The organism is Escherichia sp. HH41S, from assembly GCF_009820115.1.
Lineage (GTDB): Bacteria > Pseudomonadota > Gammaproteobacteria > Enterobacterales > Enterobacteriaceae > Escherichia > Escherichia coli_F.
The window spans coordinates 78,589-104,542 of record NZ_VNXE01000086.1; the positions used below are offsets into that span (position 1 = coordinate 78,589).

Annotated in this window: 22 protein-coding genes, 1 pseudogene and 1 CRISPR repeat array; of the genes and pseudogenes, 10 read left to right on the forward strand and 13 right to left on the reverse strand. The window is 49.4% G+C overall.

Annotated elements, in window-relative coordinates; genetic code table 11:
* The first annotated feature begins 259 nt into the window (after positions 1 to 259).
* The 4 genes from queD to FQZ95_RS16410 all read left to right on the forward strand — a co-directional run bounded on the left by queD (position 260) and on the right by FQZ95_RS16410 (position 2,814).
* Complete coding sequence (queD, locus tag FQZ95_RS16395) at positions 260 to 622, forward strand: 6-carboxytetrahydropterin synthase QueD (protein ID WP_171766270.1); 363 nt, start codon at positions 260 to 262, stop codon at positions 620 to 622.
* A gap of 77 nt (positions 623 to 699) precedes the next feature.
* A complete protein-coding gene (locus FQZ95_RS16400; RefSeq protein ID WP_088542144.1) occupies positions 700 to 1,971 on the forward strand; it encodes an FAD-dependent oxidoreductase in 1,272 nt (423 codons plus the stop codon).
* Positions 1,962 to 2,222 (forward strand): ferredoxin family protein, encoded by a 261-nt coding sequence (locus FQZ95_RS16405; RefSeq protein ID WP_000109507.1) that lies wholly within the window; start codon positions 1,962 to 1,964, stop codon positions 2,220 to 2,222. Before FQZ95_RS16400 ends, FQZ95_RS16405 begins: the two co-directional genes overlap by 10 nt.
* A gap of 16 nt (positions 2,223 to 2,238) precedes the next feature.
* Entirely contained in the window at positions 2,239 to 2,814 is a 576-nt protein-coding gene (locus tag FQZ95_RS16410) for a glycerol-3-phosphate responsive antiterminator (RefSeq protein WP_001130280.1), read from the forward strand.
* Between the two features lie 146 nt (positions 2,815 to 2,960).
* On the opposite strand, the gene FQZ95_RS16415 is transcribed toward FQZ95_RS16410, so the two are convergent.
* The 5 genes from FQZ95_RS16415 to FQZ95_RS16435 form a co-directional block, all read right to left on the reverse strand.
* Complete coding sequence (locus tag FQZ95_RS16415) at positions 2,961 to 3,821, reverse strand: electron transfer flavoprotein subunit alpha/FixB family protein (RefSeq protein ID WP_088542145.1); 861 nt, start codon at positions 3,819 to 3,821, stop codon at positions 2,961 to 2,963.
* Positions 3,818 to 4,597, reverse strand: coding sequence for an electron transfer flavoprotein subunit beta/FixA family protein (locus FQZ95_RS16420; protein WP_088542146.1), 780 nt, complete (start codon positions 4,595 to 4,597; stop codon positions 3,818 to 3,820). The genes FQZ95_RS16415 and FQZ95_RS16420 overlap by 4 nt, the downstream gene beginning before the upstream one ends.
* Positions 4,575 to 5,984 carry an MFS transporter gene (locus FQZ95_RS16425; RefSeq protein ID WP_160530436.1) on the reverse strand — a complete coding sequence of 470 codons (1,410 nt, stop codon included), beginning with the start codon at positions 5,982 to 5,984 and terminating at the stop codon, positions 4,575 to 4,577. Before FQZ95_RS16425 ends, FQZ95_RS16420 begins: the two co-directional genes overlap by 23 nt.
* A 21-nt stretch (positions 5,985 to 6,005) precedes the next feature.
* Complete coding sequence (locus FQZ95_RS16430) at positions 6,006 to 7,460, reverse strand: FAD-binding oxidoreductase (protein WP_032185010.1); 1,455 nt, start codon at positions 7,458 to 7,460, stop codon at positions 6,006 to 6,008.
* A 69-nt stretch (positions 7,461 to 7,529) separates the two neighbouring features.
* Complete coding sequence (locus FQZ95_RS16435) at positions 7,530 to 8,315, reverse strand: SDR family oxidoreductase (protein WP_000021336.1); 786 nt, start codon at positions 8,313 to 8,315, stop codon at positions 7,530 to 7,532.
* Between the two features lie 317 nt (positions 8,316 to 8,632).
* On the opposite strand from FQZ95_RS16435, the gene FQZ95_RS16440 reads away from it, so the two are divergent.
* Positions 8,633 to 9,910 (forward strand): MFS transporter, encoded by a 1,278-nt coding sequence (locus FQZ95_RS16440; protein ID WP_032185011.1) that lies wholly within the window; start codon positions 8,633 to 8,635, stop codon positions 9,908 to 9,910.
* 26 nt (positions 9,911 to 9,936) lie between these two features.
* Positions 9,937 to 11,415, forward strand: coding sequence for an FGGY-family carbohydrate kinase (locus FQZ95_RS16445; RefSeq protein ID WP_032185012.1), 1,479 nt, complete (start codon positions 9,937 to 9,939; stop codon positions 11,413 to 11,415).
* A gap of 639 nt (positions 11,416 to 12,054) precedes the next feature.
* Positions 12,055 to 12,753: direct repeats of the CRISPR family, unit length 28 nt; unit sequence GGTTTATCCCCGCTGACGTGGGGAACTC.
* A 338-nt stretch (positions 12,754 to 13,091) separates the two neighbouring features.
* On the opposite strand, the gene queE is transcribed toward FQZ95_RS16445, so the two are convergent.
* On the reverse strand, positions 13,092 to 13,763 hold the full coding sequence (queE, locus tag FQZ95_RS16450; RefSeq protein ID WP_001199973.1) for a 7-carboxy-7-deazaguanine synthase QueE: 672 nt from the start codon (positions 13,761 to 13,763) through the stop codon (positions 13,092 to 13,094).
* 172 nt (positions 13,764 to 13,935) lie between these two features.
* Here queE and FQZ95_RS16455 point away from each other — a divergent pair, with 172 nt between their 5' ends.
* From FQZ95_RS16455 to FQZ95_RS16470, 4 genes and pseudogenes are all read left to right on the forward strand, one after another.
* Entirely contained in the window at positions 13,936 to 14,538 is a 603-nt protein-coding gene (locus FQZ95_RS16455; RefSeq protein ID WP_032185013.1) for a LemA family protein, read from the forward strand.
* A gap of 13 nt (positions 14,539 to 14,551) precedes the next feature.
* Positions 14,552 to 15,223, forward strand: a pseudogene (locus tag FQZ95_RS16460) (TPM domain-containing protein); the annotation flags it as partial.
* A 248-nt stretch (positions 15,224 to 15,471) separates the two neighbouring features.
* A complete protein-coding gene (locus FQZ95_RS16465) occupies positions 15,472 to 16,620 on the forward strand; it encodes a TPM domain-containing protein (RefSeq protein WP_032185015.1) in 1,149 nt (382 codons plus the stop codon).
* Entirely contained in the window at positions 16,617 to 17,519 is a 903-nt protein-coding gene (locus FQZ95_RS16470) for a TPM domain-containing protein (protein WP_123057339.1), read from the forward strand. The genes FQZ95_RS16465 and FQZ95_RS16470 overlap by 4 nt, the downstream gene beginning before the upstream one ends.
* Before the next feature lie 59 nt (positions 17,520 to 17,578).
* Here the strand turns inward: FQZ95_RS16470 and eno are convergent, their stop codons facing one another.
* The 7 genes from eno to rlmD all read right to left on the reverse strand — a co-directional run bounded on the left by eno (position 17,579) and on the right by rlmD (position 25,937).
* Positions 17,579 to 18,877, reverse strand: coding sequence for a phosphopyruvate hydratase (eno, locus tag FQZ95_RS16475; RefSeq protein WP_000036723.1), 1,299 nt, complete (start codon positions 18,875 to 18,877; stop codon positions 17,579 to 17,581).
* Between the two features lie 87 nt (positions 18,878 to 18,964).
* Positions 18,965 to 20,602 (reverse strand): glutamine hydrolyzing CTP synthase, encoded by a 1,638-nt coding sequence (gene pyrG / locus FQZ95_RS16480; RefSeq protein WP_000210878.1) that lies wholly within the window; start codon positions 20,600 to 20,602, stop codon positions 18,965 to 18,967.
* Positions 20,603 to 20,829: 227 nt separating this feature from the next.
* On the reverse strand, positions 20,830 to 21,621 hold the full coding sequence (gene mazG, locus FQZ95_RS16485) for a nucleoside triphosphate pyrophosphohydrolase (RefSeq protein WP_032185017.1): 792 nt from the start codon (positions 21,619 to 21,621) through the stop codon (positions 20,830 to 20,832).
* Positions 21,622 to 21,692: 71 nt separating this feature from the next.
* A complete protein-coding gene (gene mazF, locus FQZ95_RS16490) occupies positions 21,693 to 22,028 on the reverse strand; it encodes an endoribonuclease MazF (RefSeq protein ID WP_000254750.1) in 336 nt (111 codons plus the stop codon).
* The gene (mazE, locus tag FQZ95_RS16495; RefSeq protein WP_000581937.1) at positions 22,028 to 22,276 is read right to left on the reverse strand and encodes a type II toxin-antitoxin system antitoxin MazE; all 249 of its coding nucleotides are present in this window, start codon (positions 22,274 to 22,276) and stop codon (positions 22,028 to 22,030) included. The genes mazF and mazE overlap by 1 nt, the downstream gene beginning before the upstream one ends.
* 77 nt (positions 22,277 to 22,353) lie before the next feature.
* Entirely contained in the window at positions 22,354 to 24,588 is a 2,235-nt protein-coding gene (relA, locus tag FQZ95_RS16500; RefSeq protein WP_000226815.1) for a GTP diphosphokinase, read from the reverse strand.
* Positions 24,589 to 24,635: 47 nt separating this feature from the next.
* Positions 24,636 to 25,937, reverse strand: a complete 1,302-nt coding sequence (gene rlmD / locus FQZ95_RS16505; protein ID WP_032185018.1) for a 23S rRNA (uracil(1939)-C(5))-methyltransferase RlmD — start codon at positions 25,935 to 25,937, stop codon at positions 24,636 to 24,638.
* Positions 25,938 to 25,954: the final 17 nt, after the last annotated feature.

Sequence of the window (25,954 nt, forward strand, 5' to 3'; positions counted from 1 at the left end):
GAAGAGAAGGTAAGGTTAACGGGGTGAACGGTGTGGATTAAAGACGGGATAGCGATAACTAATAACCAAATCGACTAACCTGTTTTAGCAATAGTCTTTAACAACAAAATAGATTAATCAACCCAATGAAAAACAAATGAATTTAGCCAATCATTAAGATAAATCAGCGATTTTGCGCAACAAAGTCGTTTTAGATAATGCGAAAAAACAGCCTTTCCGGTACTCTACGGCGGTTTTATCGTCATGTAGAGAAATTATGATGTCCACCACGTTATTTAAAGATTTCACCTTCGAAGCTGCTCACCGCTTACCACACGTCCCGGAAGGACATAAATGTGGTCGCCTGCACGGGCATTCCTTTATGGTGCGACTGGAAATTACCGGGGAAGTCGATCCGCATACGGGCTGGATTATCGATTTCGCTGAACTGAAAGCGACGTTTAAACCAACCTACGAGCGTCTCGATCACCATTATCTCAATGATATTCCTGGCCTGGAAAACCCAACCAGCGAAGTTTTAGCAAAATGGATTTGGGATCAGGTTAAACCCGTTGTGCCGCTGTTAAGTGCGGTGATGGTAAAAGAAACCTGCACCGCAGGTTGCATCTATCGCGGCGAATGATAAGAGTGTGTCGGCGGTCAATTTCCCTTAAGTAACGCTATGTTAGGGTGTTGTGTTCTGGATATCTGGGGCATGACATGGAAGACGACTGCGACATTATTATTATTGGTGCGGGTATAGCAGGCACCGCTTGTGCTTTACGCTGCGCGCGAGCGGGTTTATCCGTTTTGTTACTGGAACGCGCTGAAATTCCCGGCAGCAAAAATCTTTCCGGCGGGCGGTTATATACCTATGCACTTGCGGAACTCCTCCCTCAGTTTCACCTGACCGCGCCTCTTGAACGACGCATCACTCACGAAAGTCTTTCTCTGCTAACGCCGGATGGCGCAACGACGTTTTCCAGCTTACAGCCCGGCGGTGAATCCTGGAGTGTATTACGTGCGCGATTCGATCCGTGGCTGGTTGCCGAAGCCGAAAAAGAAGGTGTCGAATGCATCCCTGGTGCGACGGTAGATGCGCTGTATGAAGAAAACGGCAGGGTGTGTGGTGTCATTTGTGGTGACGATATTCTCCGCGCCCGTTATGTGGTGCTGGCAGAAGGTGCCAACAGCGTCCTGGCTGAGCGTCACGGGTTAGTGACTCGTCCTGCTGGCGAAGCGATGGCGTTGGGGATCAAAGAAGTGCTGGCGCTGGAAACATCCGCTATTGAAGAACGTTTTCATCTGGAGAATAACGAAGGCGCAGCGTTGCTGTTCAGCGGCGGAATCTGTGATGACTTACCCGGCGGCGCATTTCTTTATACTAATCAACAAACGCTCTCGTTAGGGATTGTTTGCCCGCTCTCTTCCCTTACGCAAAATCGTGTTCCGGCAAGCGAGCTGCTGGCTCGCTTTAAAACGCATCCGGCAGTGCGCCCGCTTATCAAAAACACGGAATCACTGGAGTATGGTGCGCATCTGGTGCCAGAAGGTGGCTTGCACAGTATGCCGGTGCAATACGCCGGTAACGGCTGGCTGCTGGTGGGCGATACGTTGCGCAGTTGCGTCAATACCGGAATTTCCGTGCGCGGCATGGATATGGCGCTGACTGGCGCGCAGGCGGCGGCACACACGCTGATAAGCGCCTGTCAGCACCGCGAGCCGCAAAATCTGTTTCCGCTTTATCATCACAATGTAGAGCACAGCATGTTGTGGGATGTTCTACAACGTTATCAGCATGTTCCGGCGCTTTTGCAACGCCCTGGATGGTACCGTGCGTGGCCTGCGTTAATGCAGGATATTTCCCGCGATTTATGGGATCAGGGTGATAAACCTGTTCCACCGCTGCGCCAGTTATTCTGGCGTCATTTACGTCGTCACGGCCTGTGGCATCTGGCGGGCGATGTTATCAGGAGTCTGCGATGTCTGTAGCCCGTAATCTCTGGCGCGCTGCTGATGCGCCACATATTGTTCCGGCAGACTCCGTTGAGCGCCAGACGGCAGAACGGTTGATTAACGCTTGTCCGGCTGGTCTTTTTTCGCTCACGCCGGAAGGCGACTTACGCGTTGATTATCGCGGCTGCCTGGAGTGTGGCACCTGCCGTTTACTGTGTGATGAAAAAACCCTACAACAGTGGCGCTATCCGCCTTCCGGATTCGGCATCACCTACCGCTTTGGATAAATAATAAGGATAATTTATGCCTCTCTTACACCTGCTCCGCCAGAATCCGGTGATTGCTGCCGTTAAAGACAATGCCAGCCTGCAACTGGCAATCGACTCTGAATGCCGGTTTATTTCCGTGTTGTACGGCAATATTTGCACCATCAGTCATATCGTCAAAAAGATTAAGAACGCCGGAAAATATGCTTTTATTCATGTCGATTTGCTGGAAGGCGCGTCAAATAAAGAAGTAGTAATTCAGTTTCTGAAACTGGTGACCGAGGCGGACGGCATTATCAGTACCAAAGCGTCAATGCTAAAAGCGGCGAGAGCGGAAGGCTTTTTCTGTATTCATCGCTTGTTTATTGTTGATTCGATTTCATTTCACAACATTGATAAACAGGTTGCGCAATCGAACCCGGATTGTATTGAAATTCTGCCAGGCTGTATGCCTAAAGTACTGGGCTGGGTAACGGAGAAAATCCACCAGCCGCTGATTGCTGGCGGGCTGGTGTGCGATGAAGAAGATGCGCGTAATGCGATTAACGCGGGTGTTGTGGCGCTTTCCACCACGAATACCGGGGTCTGGACGTTAGCGAAAAAATTGCTTTGACGGGATACTCGTAACGAGTTGAATTTGTGTGATTTGTAGGCTGCACGCCACATCCGACATTCAGCGCCTGATACGACGCTTGACGCGTCTTATCAGGCTTACAAGTCCCCAGCCCAGAACCGTAGGCAGGATCATCCGGCAGCACGTTATTGGCAATCTGCGTGAATGGTTGTCACCAGTGCCTCCAGCACCGCTTTCCAGTCATCAACCACGCCAACATCTGCCTGTGAAAATACCGCCGCGCTGGCGTCATGATTAATCGCCACCACAAACTTGCTATTGCGGACGCCCGCCATTAACGCTGCTGCGCCGGAAGCACCAACAACAATACACACCTCAGGTGCCAGCAGATGTCCTGAAATACCAATCACTTTTTCAGCATCAACGCCACCGTTCATCACTCGTGCCCGACTGTAGCCCACTTCGGCTCCCAGCTTTTCTGCCAGCATAGCGATTTCCTGGTTATCTGCCTCTCCGCCCTGCCCCACCACCAGCACCCGTCTGGCCTCAGCTAATGGGTCGCGGGTAACATTTTTCAGGTTTTCTATGCTAACCAGCCAGTCGGGAAGCGCACCTGGGACAATGTTCAGTTGCTGCATACCCGGGGGCAACGAGGCGTTTTTATCTGCTCCCGCCTGACGCGCCAGGGAGAGGCATAGCGGGCGTTTTTCTGTTTGCAGCGTCGCCGTTAGCGCATTTCCCCAGTGGGATTTGCGTACGTTTACGGTTGGAATATCTAATGAAGTCACCTGGCAAATGCTTGCACCATGTAAACGCCAGGCCAGCCGTGTCGACAGTTCATCGCCAAACGTTCCCGGCGGAAAGAGAACAACGTCCGCAGGCGTTCGCTGCCACTGTTCCACCAGCGCATCCAGTACCTGCTCTGCGACCATCGGCTGTGGTTCTATTTGCCAGTGCGCCAGGGCACAACCGCTGAAATCCTGCGCCGCCAGCCAGTTCGCTATTGCGGCATGGTCCTGATTTATTGTCACAATTGCGATATTCATGGCTGCATCCTCTGGCACAAATAATCCCGCCACAGTTTTTGCGCTTTTTCTGCTACCGTTGGCCCATCAAGAAGCGTTGCACCGCGTCGTTGCTCTGGCCTTTCCAGTTGCCGGCACTGCATCGCTGACGATTCAGCAGTAACAGTTTTGCTGATAATTTCAGCTTTCCCCGCCGCCATACGCTGGCGCATTCCCGGTACTGGCAAGGCCACCTCGCCACACTGGCGTACGGCAATCACCACAGGCAAGCGAACCCGACAACAGCGTAATCCATGTTCAGTACGCTGTTCGAGCGAGATAAACGGTGCGTCGAGAGTAAAACGCTCCACCTGAGTAAAACAGGGCCAGGTCAGCATTTCCGCCAGCAAAAATGGCGTTTGCCCGTTCTGCCCTTCGCTGCTCTGGCAGCCGGTAATTATCAGATCCAGCGGATTCTGGCACTGCCATTCGGCAATATGCCGGGCGACAAATTCCGGTGCAAAGCGCAGATCTGCCGCCGTCTCCAGCAATACTGCCTTCTCAAACCCCAACGCCATAAGATAGCGCAGCCAGTGCAACGCCCGTTCATCCCCCATGCTCAACGCGATTAAAGACATCGGCGTACCGTTTTTTCTCTGCGCTAACAGAAGCGCGGCAGCGGCCTGTTCATCAGCACCGAGTAAACTTCGCAGCAGCGAAACATCCGGTCCGCAATTACCCTGAGCCGCCACCTGCCACTCTTTTTCTGCCAGCATTCCGGCATCCGGTTCGGCTTTAAACGCTAACAGAATGTTCATTCACACCTCCTACATTTCCCGCCGCCACCAGCGGGAGTGCTTTGGTTTCTGGCGCCCATAGCCAGGTCACAACAAAACCAACCAACAACACTGTCGCCAGGAGCAATAAGGTGACTTGCATTCCCCACTGCGCCAGCACCCACGGCAGCAGGCCAGTACTTACCGCCGCGCCCAACCGACTCATGGCGGTGGCAAAACCGACACCCAGCGAGCGAATGTCAGTAGGAAAACTTTCCGCAGGCAAAATGCCCACCAGATTACTGACTGCCGAAATGGTGGTACTGAAGAGAACAAAAAGCAGCAGCGTTAATGAACAGCCAGAAGGCAAACAGGCCATCACTACCAGCGTTGCCGCCAGCAACAAAAAACTGCCAAGTAAAAATTTGCGATGTGCCAGCAGGTGCGTCAGAAATAATCCCAGCAGCGCGCCCACAATTAACAACGCATTAAGCATCAGGCTGGCAGTCAGCGCATCTTCCAGTCCAATAGTCTGGGCGATAGTTGGCAGCCAGGTATAAATCACAAACCATGGGATTACGAGGCAGACAAAGAAGACGCTGTTAAACGCCGTGCGCCGCCAGTAGCGCGAAGAGAACAAGGTTTTGATGTGTTTATGGGTCGCCGTTGCCACTTCATCGCCCAGTAAAACATGGGGACCAAAATAGCGATGCACGATAGCGTGAGCTTCTGCAAAACGCCCCTGGCGCAGTAGCCAGCGTGGCGATTCTGGCGTTCCCCAACGTAACAACGTAATCAACAGGGCAGGAAATGCCGCCGATGCAAGTAACCATCGCCAGGCTTCGGGGCTTTCGCTAATAAAGTGATGTCCGGCAAGACTTGCCAACACATAACCTACGGTCCACACCACGCTGAATGCGCCCAGCAAAATACCGCGATGGCGGCGCGGAGAAAATTCAGCCAGCAAGGTGTGGCCTACTGAGTAATCGCCTCCCAGCCCAATGCCGATCAAAATGCGCAGTCCAATAAGATGCTCTGGCGTGGTGGCAAAAAATTGCAGGAACGAGGCGAGTGTAATCAGCATAAAGCTGAAGGTGAAGATTTTTTGCCGCCCGATATGGTCGGAGATCCAGCCCAAAACCAGGCTGCCGATAAACAGGCCAAGTAGCGCCGAGCCGCCGATCATTCCCGCCATAAACGGCGTCAGTTGCATGGCTGGAGTAAGCTGAATTATGGCGTAACCAATGACGCCGAGAACATAACCGTCGGTCAGGTGTGCGCCGAAAGTCAGCGCAGCAATTCGACAGTGAAAACGGTTAAGCGGTAAATCATCCATTCGCACCGGTGAAGTGTTCATCTTTACCCCTTCATTGTCCGGTAATAAGAACGGCTTCCCGGTTGAGAAGCCGAAAAGACAACGCCCCGTCATCGCGAAACGCTGCCTGACACATTATTTTTCAATCGGATAGATAGTACCCGTATTCATAATACCGTTAGGATCGAACTGTTTTTTCAGCCCTTCCAGCAATGTCCACGCGCTGCCGTGTTCCAGTTTGCTCCAGTGAACACGATGTTTACCGATACCGTGATGGTGTACCATCGAACCGCCGAGGCGAATGGTTTCTTCGCAGATGATTTTGTTGAGCGGATTGTGGTATTTGTCGATTTCCTCTTCCGGCTTACAGTCAACAACGTTGTAGTCGTAGACGAAGTACATGTTGGTGCCGTTCTGATAGCTATGAGAGGAGTGACCGCCCAGCATGGTGATGTCGTCGGCGTGCGCGAACTCGGTACGAATACGGTTAATAACGCTTTCGTAGATTTCGTGTATGCAACTCCAGCAGCCGGACACTTCGGTGGTAAAGCCCATGTTGCCGGTTTTGAGGATCTGCACACGTTCGGCAGCCACTTTATCCGGTCCCCAGTTCAGGTTGTTAAACCAGGTTTCGATCAGCTTACTGTCCACGCGCTGGCATTGCGGGTAACGTGCCACGATTTCTGCAATCCCTTCGCCCGTCGCCTTCGCAATGCGAGGGTTACCTTCAGCCATAAAGATCAGCACGCATTTTCCGTCGGCAAAATGGGTGAAGTGTTGGGTGCCATCTTCAGCGTCATACAAACGAGCGATCGACGGACGATATCCTTCCACCATGATTTCACGCAGGATGTTGAAGCCGGTTTTCATGTCTTCCAGGATATAGCCGTAGAAGAGGTTGTTTTCCGGGGTGAATTTAAAGATTTTCACAGTGACTTCAGTGATATAGCACAATGCGCCTTCGTTGCCGATGATGATGTGACGAATGTCCGGACCCGCCGCGCGTCGTGGCACGTTTTTAATGCGTGTCACGGTGCCATCAGCCAGTACTGCTTCCAGGCCAACGACCATATCCTCGATTGCGCCGTAGAGTGTGGAGAACTGCCCGATACTACGGGTCGCCACCAGTCCCCCCATCTGCGCCAACGGTTTTGACTGCGGAGAATGCCCCGTGGTGTAACCTTTTTCACGCAACGCGTTTTCCAGCACTTCCAGCGGAACGCCACATTGCGCCGTCGCCTGCATATTCTCTATATCAATATTAATGATTTGATTCATTGCAGAGCCATCAAGCACTATCGAGTTTTCCACAACAGTTTCCAGTCCACCTTCGGTAGCGGAAGCACCGGTACGCGGCACACCGTTAATTTTGTGCGCATTCATAAAATTCAGCACACGGGATACTTGTTCTGTGGAACCGAGTTTTACGACCGCTGCCGGAATCGGCAAAGTATAAATGCCATGAATATCCGGAAATTTGCGAAAACGGTCAATACTGTTTTTCTTTAATACTGTTTCATCGGTAATTACGCGATCTGCACCAACAATTTCCTTTAGCTGGTCGACAATCGCTGCGCGAGATAAAGACATAGTAATTCCTTCCTGATAATAAAAATGGAATAATCATTAATAAGAGAAAACAGAAACCACCGTTATGGATTAGCGCACTAAATAACCGCCATCGACCACCAATAAATGCCCGTTGACATAATTCGATGCCGGACTTGCGAGAAATATGGCTGCGCCCATTAAATCCTGAGTATCGCCCCAACGGTTTGCTGGAATATGATCAAGAACGCGCTGATTGGTTTCTGGATTACTGCGTGTCGCCAGGGTGATATCGGTAGCGTAATATCCTGGGGCAATACCATTTACCTGAATATTATATTGACCTAATTCATCGCAATAGGCTTTGGTAAATCCGGCAAGGGCGTGTTTAGTGGCAGAATAAGCAGGAGACCATTGACCACCTAAGTAGGAAAACAGTGAACAGATATTAATGATTTTACCGCTTTTCTGCGGGATCATAATTTTTGCCGCTTCGTAGCTTAACTCGAATGCGGCGGTCAGGTTCACGTCAATCATCGGGTCCCAGTCGGCACGACCGAAATCCAGCACCTTATTCAGCTTACATATACCGGCATTGTTAACCAGAATATCGACGGTGCCGAAACGTTCACAACAGGCGGCAATTATCTTCTGCGGCGCGCCTTCTGCGGTGATATCCACCTGCATGAAGCCCACCTCAACCCCCTGTTTTTCAATCATTTCCTTTGTTTCGCCATTATCTTTAACGAAACTAGGAATAAAGATATTTGCGCCTGCTTTTGCCAGTGCCATGGCAAATGCCTGGCCTAAACCGCTATTCCCACCAGTAACAATTGCGGTTTTACCTTTCAGGGAGAAAAAATCCATTGAGAACGCATTGAGAGATTCGATTGACATAGTTAGCTCCAATTTCCGTAAGGCAAAAAAAAGAAAGGTAACTTCCCCCGCGAGAGGGAAGTTACCTTTCTCATTATCTCTGGTAACTGGAGATAATTTTTAGCATAAGGGCATAAGCGCTAATGTGATCGTAATCACAGTGTGATATTCGTATTATCAAATAATTTTAAAAAGCAGAAGCGTGACTACTCTCACACAACACCCCTGCTTTCCATGTTATTTCTTATTGCAATTACTAGAGACCTGAGAAAAGTAATCCACCTGAAAGGGCGGCTTACTTTTCTCTTTTTTTTGTCTATTACAAATGGGAATACGATATGCAACACAACTCATATCGCCGTTGGATAACCCTCGCGATAATTAGTTTTAGCGGCGGCGTTAGTTTTGACCTGGCTTATTTACGTTATATTTATCAAATTCCCATGGCGAAATTTATGGGATTCAGCAATACCGAGATAGGTTTAATAATGAGTACCTTTGGTATTGCGGCTATTATTCTTTATGCCCCCAGCGGCGTTATTGCCGATAAATTTTCACACCGCAAAATGATTACTTCTGCAATGGTCATTACCGGATTACTGGGTTTGTTAATGGCAACTTATCCACCGCTGTGGGTAATGCTCTGTATTCAGGTCGCGTTTGCAATAACGACGATTTTAATGCTGTGGTCGGTGTCGATTAAAGCCGCCTCGTTGCTTGGCGATCATAGCGAGCAGGGGAAAATTATGGGCTGGATGGAAGGGCTGCGCGGTGTCGGTGTAATGTCGCTGGCAGTGTTTACTATGTGGGTCTTTTCTCGCTTTGCACCGGAGGACAGCGCCAGCCTGAAAACGGTCATTATCATCTACAGTGTGGTCTACATTTTATTGGGGATTCTGTGCTGGTTTTTTGTTAGCGATAACAACAACCTGCGCAATGCCAATAACGAAGAAAAACAGTCATTCCAGCTTAGCGACATCCTGGCCGTTTTGCGCATCAGCACCACATGGTACTGCAGCATGGTGATTTTTGGCGTCTTCACCATCTACGCCATTCTGAGTTACTCCACCAACTATCTGACCGAAATGTACGGCATGTCGCTGGTGGCAGCAAGCTACATGGGGATTGTGATCAACAAAATCTTTCGCGCGCTGTGTGGTCCACTTGGCGGCATTATCACCACCTACAGTAAAGTGAAATCTCCTACCCGCGTGATTCAAATACTTTCCGTAATCGGCCTGCTGGCGTTGACTGCCCTGCTCGTCACAAACTCTAACCCGCAATCGGTCGCGATGGGGATTGGCCTGATTTTACTACTGGGATTCACCTGCTACGCCTCCCGCGGGCTGTACTGGGCCTGCCCCGGCGAAGCGAGAACACCGTCTTACATTATGGGCACCACGGTAGGTATTTGTTCGGTGATTGGATTCCTGCCGGATGTCTTCGTTTACCCAATTATCGGCTACTGGCAAGACACCCTGCCCGCTGCAGAAGCCTACCGCAATATGTGGCTGATGGGCATGGCGGCGCTTGGCATGGTGATCGTCTTTACCTTTTTGCTGTTCCAAAAAATTCGTACTGCTGATAGCACCCCCGCAATGGCTAGCAGCAAGTAAGCCAGGAAAATTACAGGAGAAAAATCATGTCGAAAAAATACATCATAGGGATTGATGGCGGAAGTCAGAGCACAAAAGTGGTGATGTACGATCTGGAAGGTAACGTGGTTTGCGAAGGCAAAGGCTTATTACAACCGATGCACACTCCAGATGCCGATACCGCAGAACATCCTGACGATGATTTATGGGCATCATTATGTTTTGCTGGTCACGATTTGATGAGCCAGTTTGCCGGGAATAAAGAAGATATTGTCGGTATTGGTCTGGGATCCATCCGTTGCTGCCGTGCGTTATTGAAAGCCGATGGCACGCCAGCTGCGCCGTTGATTAGCTGGCAGGATGCACGCGTTACACGCCCTTACGAACATACGAATCCTGACGTGGCATATGTCACCTCTTTTTCAGGTTATCTGACACACCGTTTAACCGGCGAGTTTAAAGACAATATCGCCAACTATTTTGGTCAGTGGCCGGTGGATTATAAGACCTGGGCATGGAGCGAAGATACCGCGGTAATGGAGAAGTTTAATATTCCCCGACAGATGCTTTTTGATGTGCAAATGCCGGGCACTGTACTTGGGCATATCACACCACAAGCCGCGCTGGCGACACATTTCCCGGTTGGACTGCCCGTTGTTTGTACCACCAGTGATAAACCGGTAGAAGCACTGGGAGCAGGGTTACTGGATGATGAAACGGCGGTAATTTCTCTTGGTACCTACATCGCGTTGATGATGAACGGCAAAGCACTGCCGAAAGATCCGGTTGCGTACTGGCCGATCATGTCTTCTATTCCGGAAACCTTGCTGTATGAAGGTTATGGTATTCGAAAAGGTATGTGGACGGTGAGTTGGCTGCGCGACATGCTAGGCGAATCGTTAATTCAGGATGCCAGGGCGCAGGATCTTTCACCGGAAGATTTGCTCAACAAAAAAGCTTGTTGTGTGCCGCCTGGCTGTAATGGTCTGATGACGGTGCTGGACTGGCTGACCAATCCGTGGGAACCGTACAAACGCGGAATTATGATCGGCTTTGATTCCAGCATGGATTACGCATGGATTTATCGTTCGATACTGGAAAGCGTGGCGCTGACGCTGAAGAACAATTACGACAATATGTGTCATGAAATGAATCACTTTGCGAAACATGTGATCATTACTGGCGGTGGTTCGAACAGCGATCTGTTTATGCAGATTTTTGCCGACGTGTTCAACCTTCCGGCACGCCGTAACGCCATTAACGGTTGTGCAAGCCTGGGGGCAGCGATTAATACGGCGGTAGGTCTGGGGCTATACCCGGATTACGCAACGGCTGTCGACAAAATGGTTCGCGTGAAAGATATCTTTATGCCGATTGAGAGCAATGCCAAACGCTACGACGCGATGAATAAAGGCATTTTCAAAGACCTAACCAAACACACTGATGTGATCCTGAAAAAATCGTATGAAGTGATGCATGGTGAGTTGAGGAATGCTGATTCGATCCAGAGCTGGTCGAATGCGTAAGTGAGGAAGACCGGGCGGGAAACTGCCCGGCCTGAACATACCTGAATGGTTATCCCCGCTGACGCGGGGAACATAAGTTCGACAACTTAAAAAATGATAACAAGTCCGGTTTATCCCCGCTGATGCAGGGAACATAATAAAAACTTTAACTAGTTCGGTTTATCCCTGTTGTTACAAGGAATATTAACTACACTCGATGTCCTTAGAATAAAAGACAACGCAAACCGTACTTTATCAATTTTCATTTAAAGTATGAACTGGATATCTTTATTCATAAGAACTATTCATCAACAGCCTATAGAGGCGGTTATGTAAAACCACTCATTAGCCTCAAAACAAAGACAAATTTCCAGATTTATTACTTAATCAATGAATAATAAGCTTAAAAAACAAACTATTACCCTAAAGAAAAAATTAACAAATATCAATTCAATATTAAAAAAATAATATATGATAATTTCTTAATGATTTAAGTATCATACAACTAACACTTTAATTAAATTTGATTTTTTGTATCGATAATTGTGAACTTTTCATATATGGAGAGCTATTTTGAACATGAGGTGTTACGTGGATATGTTGCTTAATTCGAGTACTGCTAATATAAAAACTTGAGAAAGAGATAACGGGTTATATGGTGGTTTATTCCCGCTGACGTGGGGAACTCTTGGCATAGGCGCTATAGCGGCGCTCTGTGTCCGGTTTATCCCCGCTGGCGCGGGGAACTCCGTAGTTCGTTCAATTCCGTGAGATCATCTTACGGTTTATCCCCGCTGGCGCGGGGAACTCGGTTCAGACTGCGTTCCTGTCGCCTGCCCCAGCGGTTTATCCCCGCTGACGTGGGGAACTCCAAGAACCGTCTCTACATCAATTGAAACGCGGCGGTTTATCCCCGCTGACGTGGGGAACTCCTGATAATGCGCGAACTCTCTCCCGCGATTTCAGGTTTATCCCCGCTGACGTGGGGAACTCGCGGGGCCGTTCTGCGGCTGAAGTTGGTCAGACGGTTTATCCCCGCTGACGTGGGGAACTCTTTTTTTGTCGCATCCAGCCGTATTTTTTCGCCGGTTTATCCCCGCTGACGTGGGGAACTCGCACCGACGCGGCGAACAAATCAGCCGAAACGCGGTTTATCCCCGCTGACGTGGGGAACTCTGTCATCACGCTCACCAACTAACGGAAAAAATCAGTTTATCCCCGCTGACGTGGGGAACTCGGATTTTAATAACTGTTGATCTACTCCCTGCAAAGTTTATCCCCGCTGACGTGGGGAACTCTCGTTGGTCTTTCCTCATCACAAGTTTGGTCACAGTTTATCCCCGCTGACGTGGGGAACTCTCTAAACATAACCTATTATTAATTAATGATTTTTTAAGCCAGTCACAATCTACCAACTTTACAGGATCACACAAACAACACACCCATTATGTTAAAGAGCACTTAATTCATTGATTGAAAAGCTAAATATTTAAAGTAATCCTATACCGACTAAAATCCACCAAACTTTACCGCAATAATTTTCACTCCAACGAAAAATTAACGCCATAGAATTTATAGAGAATGATAATGATTAGTTTAGGACGGGCAAAATGGAGGTTTTTCAGAGGCGACAAAGAATATAAATGAGCAGAAGTCTTTACAGGTTCCACCCATTTATAACGCTTATAAATGTTTAATCAGGCAATATTTAAATATTTATGTGTTTGCATCGACAAACGCCAGTTGCGCGCAATGCAGGTTTCAATGCACAAACGTGTGGCATCATCCTTTTGGCTAATCGGCTGCAGTGCAATGACTCGTGGTTTATCATCGGTCAGCGTTGCCAGTAGTTCATCCAGTGCTTCAATATCACGTACGCGTCCCACTGGATGCTTGATTTCGTTGGCTCGCTCCAGTGCCTGTGACAACACTTCATAGCCGCCGCGCATGTTCAGCTTTGGCGATACGGTAACCCAGGTATTCGGCGTGCAGCGTACTTCATGAGTACCGCTGGTTTCGATCTGGCAGCTAAAACCGTTCTTTTCGAGCAGGTCAGTCAGTGGCAGCAAATCATGAATGCAAGGCTCACCACCCGTAATCACCACATGCCGCGCGGTGTATCCCTGACGACCAATGACAGCCAGCAAATCTTCACTGCTCGCCGCCCCCCACTTATCACTCTCTTTGGTCTTCGCCAGAATGCTGAAAAGGGAGACTTCCCGATCCTCAAGCTTTTCCCAGGTGTGTTTGGTGTCGCACCAGGCACAGCCGACCGGGCATCCCTGTAAACGAATAAAAATGGCGGGGACGCCGGTAAAGTAACCCTCACCTTGCAGGGTCTGGAACATCTCGTTAATCGGGTACTGCATAGCATTCTCTGTGAAGTGGATAATTGTTAATTATTGCAGATCCTGCCACAACAATCATGCCTTATTAACATTCTGTTACAGGCAGGTTTAAGGCAAAAAGTGGATTAGATCATAAAGAATAAAATGAAGTGGCGTATTATGTTTTAAGGAATTAATTAAAAGGGATTTAACCATGCTCAGAACATTCATCGTAATTATATTTATTTTCAATTTATCAGGCTGTGGATATAACGATATTCAAACCTATGATGAGCAGGTTAACGCTTCCTGGTCTGAGGTATTAAATCAATATCAACGTCGCGCCGATCTTATTCCTAATCTTGTCGCCAGTATTAAAGGTTATTCCAGCCATGAACAAGAGGTACTGGAAGCCGTAACATTGGCACGTAGTCAGGCTAATCGCGCCAGTAACGCTCTTCAGCAAACTCCGGGAGATGAACAAAAATTACAAACCTGGCAACAAGCTCAGGCGCAGGTGTCTCGCACTCTCGGTCAGTTAACGATAATTAGTGAACGTTACCCTGAGCTAAAGGCCCAGGAACTCTATCAAAATTTGATGGTACAGCTCGAAGGAAGTGAAAATCGAATTGCCGTTGCGCGAGGAAGATATATTAAAGCCATCGAACAATATAATGTCACTATCCGCAAATTCCCCGCAGTGTTAACCGCAAAAGTCATGGATTACACACCAAAGAAAAATTATTTGCCGGATGATGTCGCCGCTGTGAGTAAAGCCCCGACAATAGATTTTAGCCAGAATACTAATGCTCATTAAGCGAGGAAGTCCTGTGCGAAATTTTATCTTCCTTATGGCTTTCTTTTGTTCATCTGTGTTTGCCATACAAATTCCAGTGCCTGAATCACCCAGGTATGTGAATGACTTAACCGGTAAATTGACGAACGATGAAGTAAATACTTTGACCAATCAGATTAAAGAGCTGACGCAAAAAAGCCACGCACAACTGGTCGTGTTAGTGGTTGAAACAACGGGCGATGAAACCATCGAGCAGTACGCTACGCGGGTATTCGATAGCTGGAAACCGGGTGATAAAGACCGCGATGATGGCGTTCTACTGTTAGTCGCCTGGCAGGATCATACCGTGCGTATTGAAATCGGTTACGGACTGGAAGGCGTTATTACGGATGCGCAGTCCGGGAAAATTATTCGCAACAGTATTATTCCGGCATTTAAAAATGGCGACCTTGCTGGCGGCTTGCAAAAGGGAATAAGCGATATTGATAATCGTCTGACGGGGAATAATTTAGCAACGATAACACCGACCGATCACCCTTTGCCCTTTAGCGGTTGGTGGGCTTTGTTAGTCTGGGCAATAGTACTGACCTTTATTTCCGCCAGAGGATATTTCAAAACGCTGGGACTAATTTGCTTCACAGCTATTGTACTGGCCTTTGTTTTACCTATAGCAGGTTTCGGCGGAAGCTGGGGAGTACTCGCAACATTACTCTGCTTCGCCACACCGTTCCTGGCTGTCGCTATCGCTTTTACCCCCTTCGGCAAAAAGGTTCGGGATTCGATGCGCAGTGCCAACCGACCGTCACGCTACGAAAGAAGTAACTCGGCCTCCTGGCGTTCTTCATCATCGTCGTCATCTTCCTCTTCATCCTCTTTTGACAATGATAATTTCAGCGGCGGCGGTTCATCTGGCGGCGGTGGCGCCTCCGGGCGCTGGTAACAAAAGGAATTGAAATGCGTATTTTTCTCTTACTTCTGATGCTATGTGGTTTCCAGGCATTCGCTGAACAATTGCCTTCAGTAACTGACTTAACCGGGACATTAACGACAGAAGAACAAACTGCTTTAACTCAACAATTACAGACTCTCGAGCAGCAAAACCACTTTCAGGTGGCCGTGTTGGTAACGCCGACCACTGGGGGTAAAGACATTAAACTTGCAGCCTCGCAAAGCTACGGGTTATATCACTGGAAACCTGTTGGAGAGAAGCGGTACGGCGAAGGTATCTTAATTCTCGTCGTTTGGCCGGAAGGGCTGGCGTCAATGAAGATTGGGCATGGACTGGAAGAGATGCTGCCACCGGAACAAGCTGCGCAAATTGTTCATTACCATATGCAACCGGAATTCAAAAAAAATAATCTCTTCTCCGGGTTAACGCAGGGAATTGAAGGCATCGCACAGTTTACCTATATAAAAGCGAATCTTAGCCCTTTGGATGCTTTAGCCAATCATCTGTTTGCTAATCCGCAACGCTCTCTGCCATGTCTTGCCTGGACACTGCTGATGATCGTTGCCATCGTTGTCCTCTGGCGATTTACCACCCATCCAGGGCCTGGCATATGGATGATATCGATGATTACCCCTATGGTCTGGTTTTTCTGCTTTCAGAACGATGTCATCATTCGACGGATATCGGTCGTTTGTTTTAGTTTATTTTTCGCAGCAATCTGCTGGCAGCGTCTCGCGGTAGTTTTTAATATATGCCGCGCATTTCCTATGATGCTGGCCCCCCAAAATAAAAACGCTAAAGTGAAAAAACAAAAGAAGGCTCCGCAGGTTCGTGAATCAGGACGAAATTCATTGTTTGTCGTGCTGCTGATAATTGTTGTGGGATGGTGCCTGGTATTTGCCAGTAATAAAGATATTGCGTTCATCTCAACAATTATTGGGCTAATTGATCATTTTATCGGCCCAATAACCATTGCTGGCATCGTTCTGCTGATCATTGTGGCCAAATCTACTGGCAATCTTAAACTGGGATCAGGGCATAAAAGCAACAAGAAAACGGGGAATCGTAATGCTCATTCTCGTTCTTCGTCGAAAAACTCTTTCCGCGGTGGCGGCGGTTCTTCTGGCGGTGGCGGTTCATCCGACCGTTGGTGATCGTTATGCGTATAATCCTTTTTCTACTCACTTTATGGTGCCTTCCTGTGCTTGCCCAGCAAATTGCTGTGCCGGAGCTGCGCCAACAGGTGACCGATATTACTGGTACCTTAAGCACGTCTGAACAACAATCACTGACACAACAGCTGCAGGATATTACACAAAAAACACGGGCACAGGTTGCCGTATTAATAGTGCCATCCACCGGAGACGATACCATTGAACAATATGCAACACGCGTTTTTGATAGCTGGAAACTGGGAGATAAGCAGCGAAACGATGGCATTTTACTTCTGGTTGCCTGGGAAGATCATGCTGTTCGTATAGAAGTCGGCTATGGGCTGGAAGGGGTGGTTACCGACCTGCAAGCGGCAAAGATTATCCGTGATATATTAATCCCTGCTTTCAAAAGTGATGACCTGATGGGGGGGTTAACACTGGCAAGCGAAAATATCGGCGCACTTCTGATGAATGGTGAATTACCGGAAGGCAGGGGGAATTATTACAGTATCAATCCCCCTATCCCATTTTCGCTTGCTGTAATTATATTGCTGGCAGTGCTTTCATATTTTATTGTTTTTACCGATCCGTCGAATTTACCCTGGATAACTCTCACTGCCGCAATTTACGGGATGGTATTCCTCTATGTTGCCGAGCCAGGACCATGGACGAATTTAATCGTTGCCTGCGGTATGTTAACGCCTTTTGCGATCGTAGCGCTGCTTATCTTTTGGCTTATCGTTAATAAAAAGCTACGAGCCAAATACAAGACGCTCGGTAAAGAAAGAGCTTCAAGAAAAGGTTCTTCTTCATCCTCTTCCGGTGGCGGCTCAAGTGGCGGCGGATTTAGCGGAGGTGGCGGTTCTTCTGGCGGTGGCGGCGCGTCTGGCCGCTGGTAACTCAACCATAAAAAATGCCAGCCCGAAGGCTGGCATTTTTAAATCAGATAAAGTCAGGCTTATGCCTGGCCTTTGATCTCTTTACGACCGTTGTACGGTGCTTTTTCGCCCAGAGCTTCTTCGATACGAATCAGCTGGTTGTATTTAGCAACACGGTCAGAACGGCTCATAGAACCCGTTTTGATCTGGCCTGCAGCAGTACCAACAGCCAGGTCAGCGATGGTAGCATCTTCAGTTTCGCCAGAACGGTGAGAGATTACTGCAGTGTAGCCAGCGTCTTTCGCCATCTTGATTGCAGCCAGAGTTTCGGTCAGAGAACCGATCTGGTTGAATTTGATCAGGATGGAGTTAGCGATACCTTTTTCGATACCTTCTTTCAGGATCTTGGTGTTAGTTACGAACAGGTCGTCACCAACCAGCTGGATTTTGTCGCCCAGAACTTTGGTCTGGTATGCGAAACCGTCCCAGTCAGATTCGTCCAGACCGTCTTCGATAGAAACGATCGGGTACTGTTTGGTCAGTTCTTCCAGGAAGTGAGTGAATTCTTCAGAGGTGAACGCTTTGTTGCCTTCGCCAGCCAGAACGTATTTACCGTCTTTGTAGAATTCAGAAGCTGCGCAGTCCATCGCCAGAGTGATGTCTTTGCCCAGTTCATAACCAGCAGCTTTAACAGCTTCAGCGATAACAGCCAGAGCTTCAGCGTTGGAACCCAGGTTCGGCGCATAGCCACCTTCGTCACCAACAGCAGTGTTCATGCCTTTCGCTTTCAGAACTTTTGCCAGGTGATGGAAAACTTCAGAACCCATGCGGATGGCTTCTTTCACAGTTTTCGCGCCAACCGGCTGAATCATGAATTCCTGGATATCAACGTTGTTGTCAGCGTGCTCACCACCGTTGATGATGTTCATCATCGGAACCGGCATGGAGTATTTGCCCGGAGTACCGTTCAGTTCAGCGATGTGCTCGTACAGCGGCATGCCTTTAGCGGCAGCAGCAGCTTTGGCGTTAGCCAGAGATACAGCCAGGATTGCGTTCGCGCCGAATTTGGATTTGTTTTCGGTGCCGTCCAGGTCGATCATGATCTTGTCAATGCCAGCCTGATCTTTGGCATCTTTGCCAATCAGCGCCTGAGCGATCGGGCCGTTAACTGCAGCAACAGCTTTAGTTACGCCTTTGCCCAGGAAACGGGATTTGTCACCATCGCGCAGTTCCAGAGCTTCACGGGAACCAGTAGAAGCACCTGACGGAGCAGCTGCCATACCGACGAAACCACCCTCCAGATGTACTTCGGCTTCAACAGTCGGGTTACCACGGGAGTCGATGATTTCACGACCGATGATTTTTACGATTTTGGACATTAGGTTTTCCTCAAGTCACTAGTTAAACTGAAACTCCAGACAAACAACGCGTACCCTGGGTACGCGTTGCCGTTCTAACTTTTTTACTTACTTCGCCTGACGTTTCTGGAACTCACTGGCGGCTTTCACAAAGCCTGCAAACAGCGGGTGGCCATCACGTGGAGTAGAAGTAAACTCCGGATGGAACTGACAAGCCACGAACCACGGATGATTCGGAACTTCGATGATCTCGACCAACTGATCATCCCCGGAACGGCCCGCAACGCGCAGACCTGCATCTTCAATCTGTTTCAACAGCATGTTGTTGACTTCGTAACGGTGACGATGACGCTCAACAATTGTCGGCGCATTGTACAGCTGGCGAACCAGGCTATCGTCAACCAACTGGCACTGCTGTGCGCCGAGACGCATGGTACCGCCGAGATCGCTCTTCTCGCTACGAACTTCAACGTTGCCGTTTTCATCGCGCCACTCGGTAATCAGCGCCACAACCGGGTACTTACAGTCTGGCACAAATTCCGTAGAGTTGGCGTTCTCCATGTTGGCAACATGGCGAGCGTAATCAATTAACGCCACCTGCATACCCAGGCAAATGCCCAGATAAGGAATATTGTTCTCACGCGCAAAACGCGCGGTCGTAATCATGCCTTCTACGCCACGATAGCCGAAACCGCCAGGTACGAGGATTGCGTCCAGACCTTTAAGGATTTCAACGCCGCGCGTTTCAACATCTTGTGAATCGATCAGTTTGATGTTGACGCTGACACGATTCTTCAGCCCACCGTGTTTCAGTGCTTCGATCACGGATTTGTAGGCGTCCGGCAGTTCAATGTACTTGCCGACCATACCAATGGTGACTTCACTTACCGGATTCGCTTCTTCGAAGATAACCTGTTCCCATTCGGACAGATTCGCTTCCGGGCAGTTTAAGCTGAATCGTTTACAAATATAATCGTCCAGCCCCTGCGATTTCAACAGGCCCGGAATTTTATAGATGGAATCGACGTCTTTCAGAGAAATAACCGCTTTTTCCGGAACATTACAGAACAATGCAATCTTCGCACGTTCGTTCGCCGGAACAGCGCGATCTGAACGACAAATCAGAATGTCAGGCTGGATACCGATGGAGAGCAGTTCTTTTACAGAGTGCTGAGTCGGTTTGGTTTTGACTTCACCAGACGCTGCCATGTACGGCACCAGCGTCAGGTGCATAAACAGGGTGTGCTCACGGCCAATTTCAACAGCCATCTGGCGAATCGCTTCAAGGAACGGCAGGGATTCGATATCACCTACAGTACCGCCGATTTCTACCAGTACCACGTCATGACCTTCGCCGCCTTCCAGCACGCGCTCTTTGATAGCGTTAGTGATGTGCGGAATAACCTGTACGGTTGCGCCGAGGTAGTCGCCGCGGCGTTCTTTGCGCAGAACGTCAGAGTAGATACGACCCGTGGTGAAGTTGTTGCGGCGGCTCATTTTGGTACGAATGAAACGCTCGTAGTGCCCCAGGTCCAGGTCGGTTTCAGCGCCGTCTTCAGTAACGAACACTTCCCCGTGTTGGATTGGGCTCATAGTACCTGGATCGACGTTGATGTACGGATCCAGTTTCATGATGGTCACATTGAGGCCACGGGCTTCAAGAATGGCTGCGAGGGAGGCTGCGGCAATGCCTTTACCCAGAGAGGATACGACCCCGCCGGTCACAAAAATATAGTTCGTTGTCATGCTGAACCTGAGAAGTTAGGTTGAAAAGACGATGGAATAACCAGGACGGGAAAGCAGTATACCCGAACATGACCTGTGCCACAAACTTTCATTATCCCTCCTCTTCGCCAGCGCACTATTGAAATCAGGAGTGAGAAAATAGCCCCTTTGGGGTAAATGTTTTTGACGCAAATCAAGCGCTTGTCATTTAAAAAATGACACAAATCGCGCTTGACCGCGTAATTCCCTTAGAGATCAATTTCCTGCCGTTTTACCTGTTGCCAGACTTCTTCCATTGTTTCGAGGTCAACACCTGTCATTTCCAGTCCACGCGCGGCAACAATACGCTCCACTTCGCGAAAACGGCGCTCGAATTTTTCATTGGCTTTTTGCAATGCGATTTCCGCTTTTGTCCCTAAATGACGAGCCAGATTGACCGTGGCAAACAGCAGGTCACCCATTTCCTCCTCCAGTTTAGCCTGGTCGACAACAGCCTGCCGCGCCTCGTACATCACCTCGTCGATCTCTTCGTAGACCTTATCGACTACCGGGCCGAGCGTCGTCCAGTCAAAGCCAACGTTGGCGCAACGTTTCTGGATTTTTTGCGCACGCATTAAAGCCGGCAAACTACGAGGAATATCGTCCAGCGCCGAATGCTGCGCTTTCTGCGCGCGCTCTTCGGTTTTGATTTGCTCCCAACGGGCGAGCACTTCATTACTGTTTTCGGCAGAACTGTCAGCAAAAACATGCGGATGGCGACGCTCTAATTTATCGCTAATCGCAGCGCAAATATCATTAAAGTCAAAGCGCCCTTCTTCCTGAGCCATTTGCGCGTAAAACACCACCTGGAACAACAGATCGCCGAGTTCACCGCGCAGATCGTCAAAGTCTTCGCGGGCGATGGCGTCCAGCACTTCGTAGGTTTCTTCAAGGGTGTAAGGTGCAATGGTGGCAAATGTCTGCTCTTTATCCCACGGGCAGCCGTTTTCCGGGTCGCGAAGACGCTGCATAATAGTGAGCAAACGGTCGATTTGATTCATTAGAATGTCCTGAAAATTGCGGGTCTGTCAGGTGGAAACCTGTGACCAGAATAGAAGTGAGTTAGTAACACCTAGCCAATCAGCACGTTAATTTTGGCTTTAATGAGTTGTAATTCCTCTGGGGCAACCGTTCCTTTCTTCGTTGCTCCTCTTGCCCGCCAGGCGATACTTTTTACCTGATCAGCTAACGCTACACCATCACGTTCCTGACCGGATAAAACAACTTCGAACGGATATCCTTTTGATTGCGTTGTACAAGGAACACACAGACACATACCTGTTTTGTTGTTGTACATGAACGGACTCAGGACAACAGCCGGACGATGTCCGGCTTGCTCGCTACCTTTTGTCGGGTCAAAATCAACCCAAATCAGATCGCCCGTATCGGGTACGTATCGGCTTACCATTACCAGACTTCCTTATCTTTCGGCTCCCCCCAGTCGATATTCTCGTGGAGGTTTTCCGGCGTGATGTCGTTGACCAGTTCAGCAAGCGTAAATACGGGCTCTTTACGCACTGGCTCAATAATTAATTTGCCATCCACCAGGTCAATCTTCACTTCATCATCAATATTCAGATTGAGCGCCTGCATTAACGTAGCCGGGATCCGCACCGCCGGTGAATTTCCCCAACGCTTTACGCTACTGTGGATCATAACCCTTTCCTCAAACCGCTATCATATGTAGATACAGTATATATCAATCTACATTGTAGATACGAGCTAATTTCGGCCTAACTCCCGTGCAACCGACGCGCGTCGATAACATCCGGCACCTGGTTGAGTTTACCCAGCACGCGGCCCAGCACTTGCAGGTTGTAAATCTCAATAGTCATGTCGATGGTTGCCAGTTGCTGTTTGGTGTCGCTACGGCTGGCAACGCCAAGCACGTTCACTTTCTCGTTGGCGAGAATGGTCGTGATATCACGTAACAACCCACTACGATCATTAGCCACCACGCGGACCACCAGCGAATATCCGGCGGAGTAGCTCTCACCCCATACCGCGTCAACAATGCGTTCTGGCGCATGGGAGCGCAGTTCCGCCAGTTGTTCGCAATCGGCGCGGTGTACTGAAATACCGCGCCCCTGGGTAATGAAGCCGACAATCTCATCTCCAGGAATCGGCTGGCAGCAACGCGCGATGTGGTGCATCAGGTTGCCGACACCTTCTACCACCACACGACCGTTATCTTTACTGCGGTTTTGCGGCGTATAGCTTTTTTGCTGAAGTTGCTTCAGCGCGGCGGCATCCTGCTCTTCGGCACTCGGCTTATTAAATTGCGATTGCAGGAAGTTCACCATCTGATTGAGACGGATATCCCCGCCACCAATCGCTGCTAACAACTCGTCGACATCATTGAAGTTGTAACGCGGCAGCAGATGTTTTTCTGCTTCTTTCAGGCTGATCCCCAGATGTTCCAGCTCGTCGTCAAGGATTTGCCGCCCTGCCAGAATGTTTTTGTCACGGTCCTGTTTACGGAACCAGGCGTGAATTTTCGAACGCCCACGGCTGGTTGTGACGTAACCGAGGTTTGGGTTTAACCAGTCACGGCTGGGGTTCGGCTGTTTCTGGGTGATAATTTCAATCTGGTCGCCCATCTGCAACTGGTAGGTGAACGGCACAATGCGCCCGCCTATTTTTGCCCCGATGCAGCGGTGTCCGACATCACTGTGGATGTGGTAAGCGAAGTCCAGCGGCGTTGATCCCGCAGGCAAATCAACGACATCACCTTTCGGCGTAAAGACATACACCCGGTCGTCAAAGACCTGGCTGCGTACTTCGTCGAGCATTTCGCCGGAATCAGCCATCTCTTCCTGCCACGCAATCAGTTTACGCAGCCAGGCAATTCGGTCTTCATGTCCCGAACGTGCGCCGCCAGCTGCCGCGCCTTCTTTATATTTCCAGTGCGCAGCAACACCCAACTCTGCATCTTCATGCATCTGTTTGGTGCGGATTTGGATCTCAACGGTTTTGCCACCCGGCCCCAGAACCACGGTATGAATAGACTGATAACCGTTTGGTTTCGGGTTAGCAACGTAATCGTCAAACTCATCCGGCAGGTGGCGATAGTGAGTGTGCACTATCCCCAGTGCGGCATAACAATCCTGTAAACGCTCGGCGACAATACGTACCGCACGCACATCAAACAGCTCATCGAAGGCGAGGTTCTTTTTCTGCATTTTGCGCCAGATACTGTAGATGTGTTTCGGACGACCATACACTTCAGCTTTAACGCCTTCAGCTTTCATCTCAGCGCGCAGATGACCGACAAACTCTTCGATATAGTGTTCGCGGTCGAGACGGCGTTCATGCAGCAGTTTTGCGATGCGTTTGTATTCGGTCGGGTGGAGATAACGGAAGCAGTAATCTTCCAGCTCCCATTTCAGTTGTCCAATCCCAAGACGGTTCGCCAACGGCGCGTAGATATTGGTGCACTCTTTTGCCGCCAGTACGCGCTCATCTTCCGGCGCGTCTTTTACTTCGCGCAGATGAGCAATACGCTCTGCCAGTTTGATGACCACGCAGCGGAAATCATCGACCATCGCCAATAACATCCGGCGAACGTTATCGACCTGTTCGGAGGAAACAGAATCAGTATGCGTCGCTTTCAGCTGGCGGATCGCCGCCATATCACGCACGCCGTGAATAAGGTTAACGACCGACTTACCGACGCTCTCACGCAGCACATCTTCGCTAACTACGTTGGCATCCGCCAGAGGGAACAGCAGCGCCGCCCGCAGCGTGTCAATGTCCATACTTAATGTCGAGAGGATCTCCACCATCTCAACACCACGCCACAATAACAGACTGGCATCCGGATGCCCCTGCGTCTGTTGCAGACAATACGCCCAGGTTTCGGCTAAGCACTCACACGACTTCTGGCTGGTAATACCCAGACTTGCGATCCATTTTTCCGGATCAAATTCACCAGCCTTATTGATATGTGCACTTCTTACCGCAACCATCGTCCTCTCCTTTAGGGACCAGACCTGCCGAAATCGGCAAATCGTAACTATTTAACGCGCGAGAAAAGTACCATCGATTCCAGATGTCCCGTGTGTGGGAACATATCCAGCATCGCCAGTCGCGCAATGGTATATCCTGCTTTTAATAACGCTTCGCTATCCCGAGCCAGCGTTGCAGGATTACAGGATACATAAACTATACGAATAGGTTCCAGTTTTATAATTTGCTGCATAACACCTGCTGCACCTGCTCGCGCCGGGTCCAGCAACACTTTATCGAAGCCGTTTTTCGCCCACGGCTGCTTTGTGACATCTTCTTCAAGATTTTCGTGATAAAACGTCACATTGTGTAAGCCATTAAGACGCGCATTCTGCTGGCCTTTTTCAACCAGCGCCGGAACGCCTTCTACACCCACCACACTGGCAGCTTGTGTCGCCAATGGCAGTGTAAAGTTGCCCATACCGCAGAACAGATCCAGTACGCGATCTTCAGGTTGTACATCCAGCCATTCCAACGCACGCGCTACCATTTTTTGGTTCACACCCGCATTGACCTGAATAAAATCGCGCGGGCTAAAAGTTAAGCGCAACCCGTTTGAGTCATACCAGGGCATCTCACCAGAGACGGTTTCGAGTATCTCACTATCGGGGGCGAGATACAGATCCAGGCCTTCAGAATGCGAAAAGCGTTCCAGTTTTTCGCGATCTGCCGAACTTAGCGGTGCGGTATGGCGCAAAATCATCAGCGTACCGCTGGTTGCTTGTACCAGTTCAACATGACCAAGATGGCGCATAGCTTGTAAGCTGCCCAGGCATGCCCTGACTTTGGGCAGCAATGCTTCAAGTTGGGGCACTAAAATGGGGCATTGTTTAATGTCAACAATGTCACTGGAGCCCGATTTGCGAAACCCCATCTGAAGTTGCTGTGTTTTAGGTTGATAGTTCAGACTTAAACGCGCACGACGGCGATAGCCCCAGGGAACATCGGCGATCACTTCAGAGACATCGTGTTTCATTAATCGGGCGAGTGCCGCACTTTTGCTTCGCTGCTGTAAATCCTCGCTGGCGTGTTGTTGCTGACAGCCACCGCATACGCCAAAATGAGGGCAGCGTGGCGTTTCGCGTTCCGGGCTATCGCTTAACCGGCGCACGACTTTAGCGCGGGCGTACTGTTTTTTATCTTCAGTAACAGTAACTTCCGCGTTTTCCTGTGGCAATAATCCAGGAATAAATAACGCTTTGCCGTTATGTCGTGCCACGCCCTGACCAAAAGAGTCGAGGTCGTTGACTGAAACAGTTATGATCTGACGCGTCGTCGTGCGTCGTTTTGCAGAGTAGAATTGCGCCATTGGCGAGACTTTCTCAA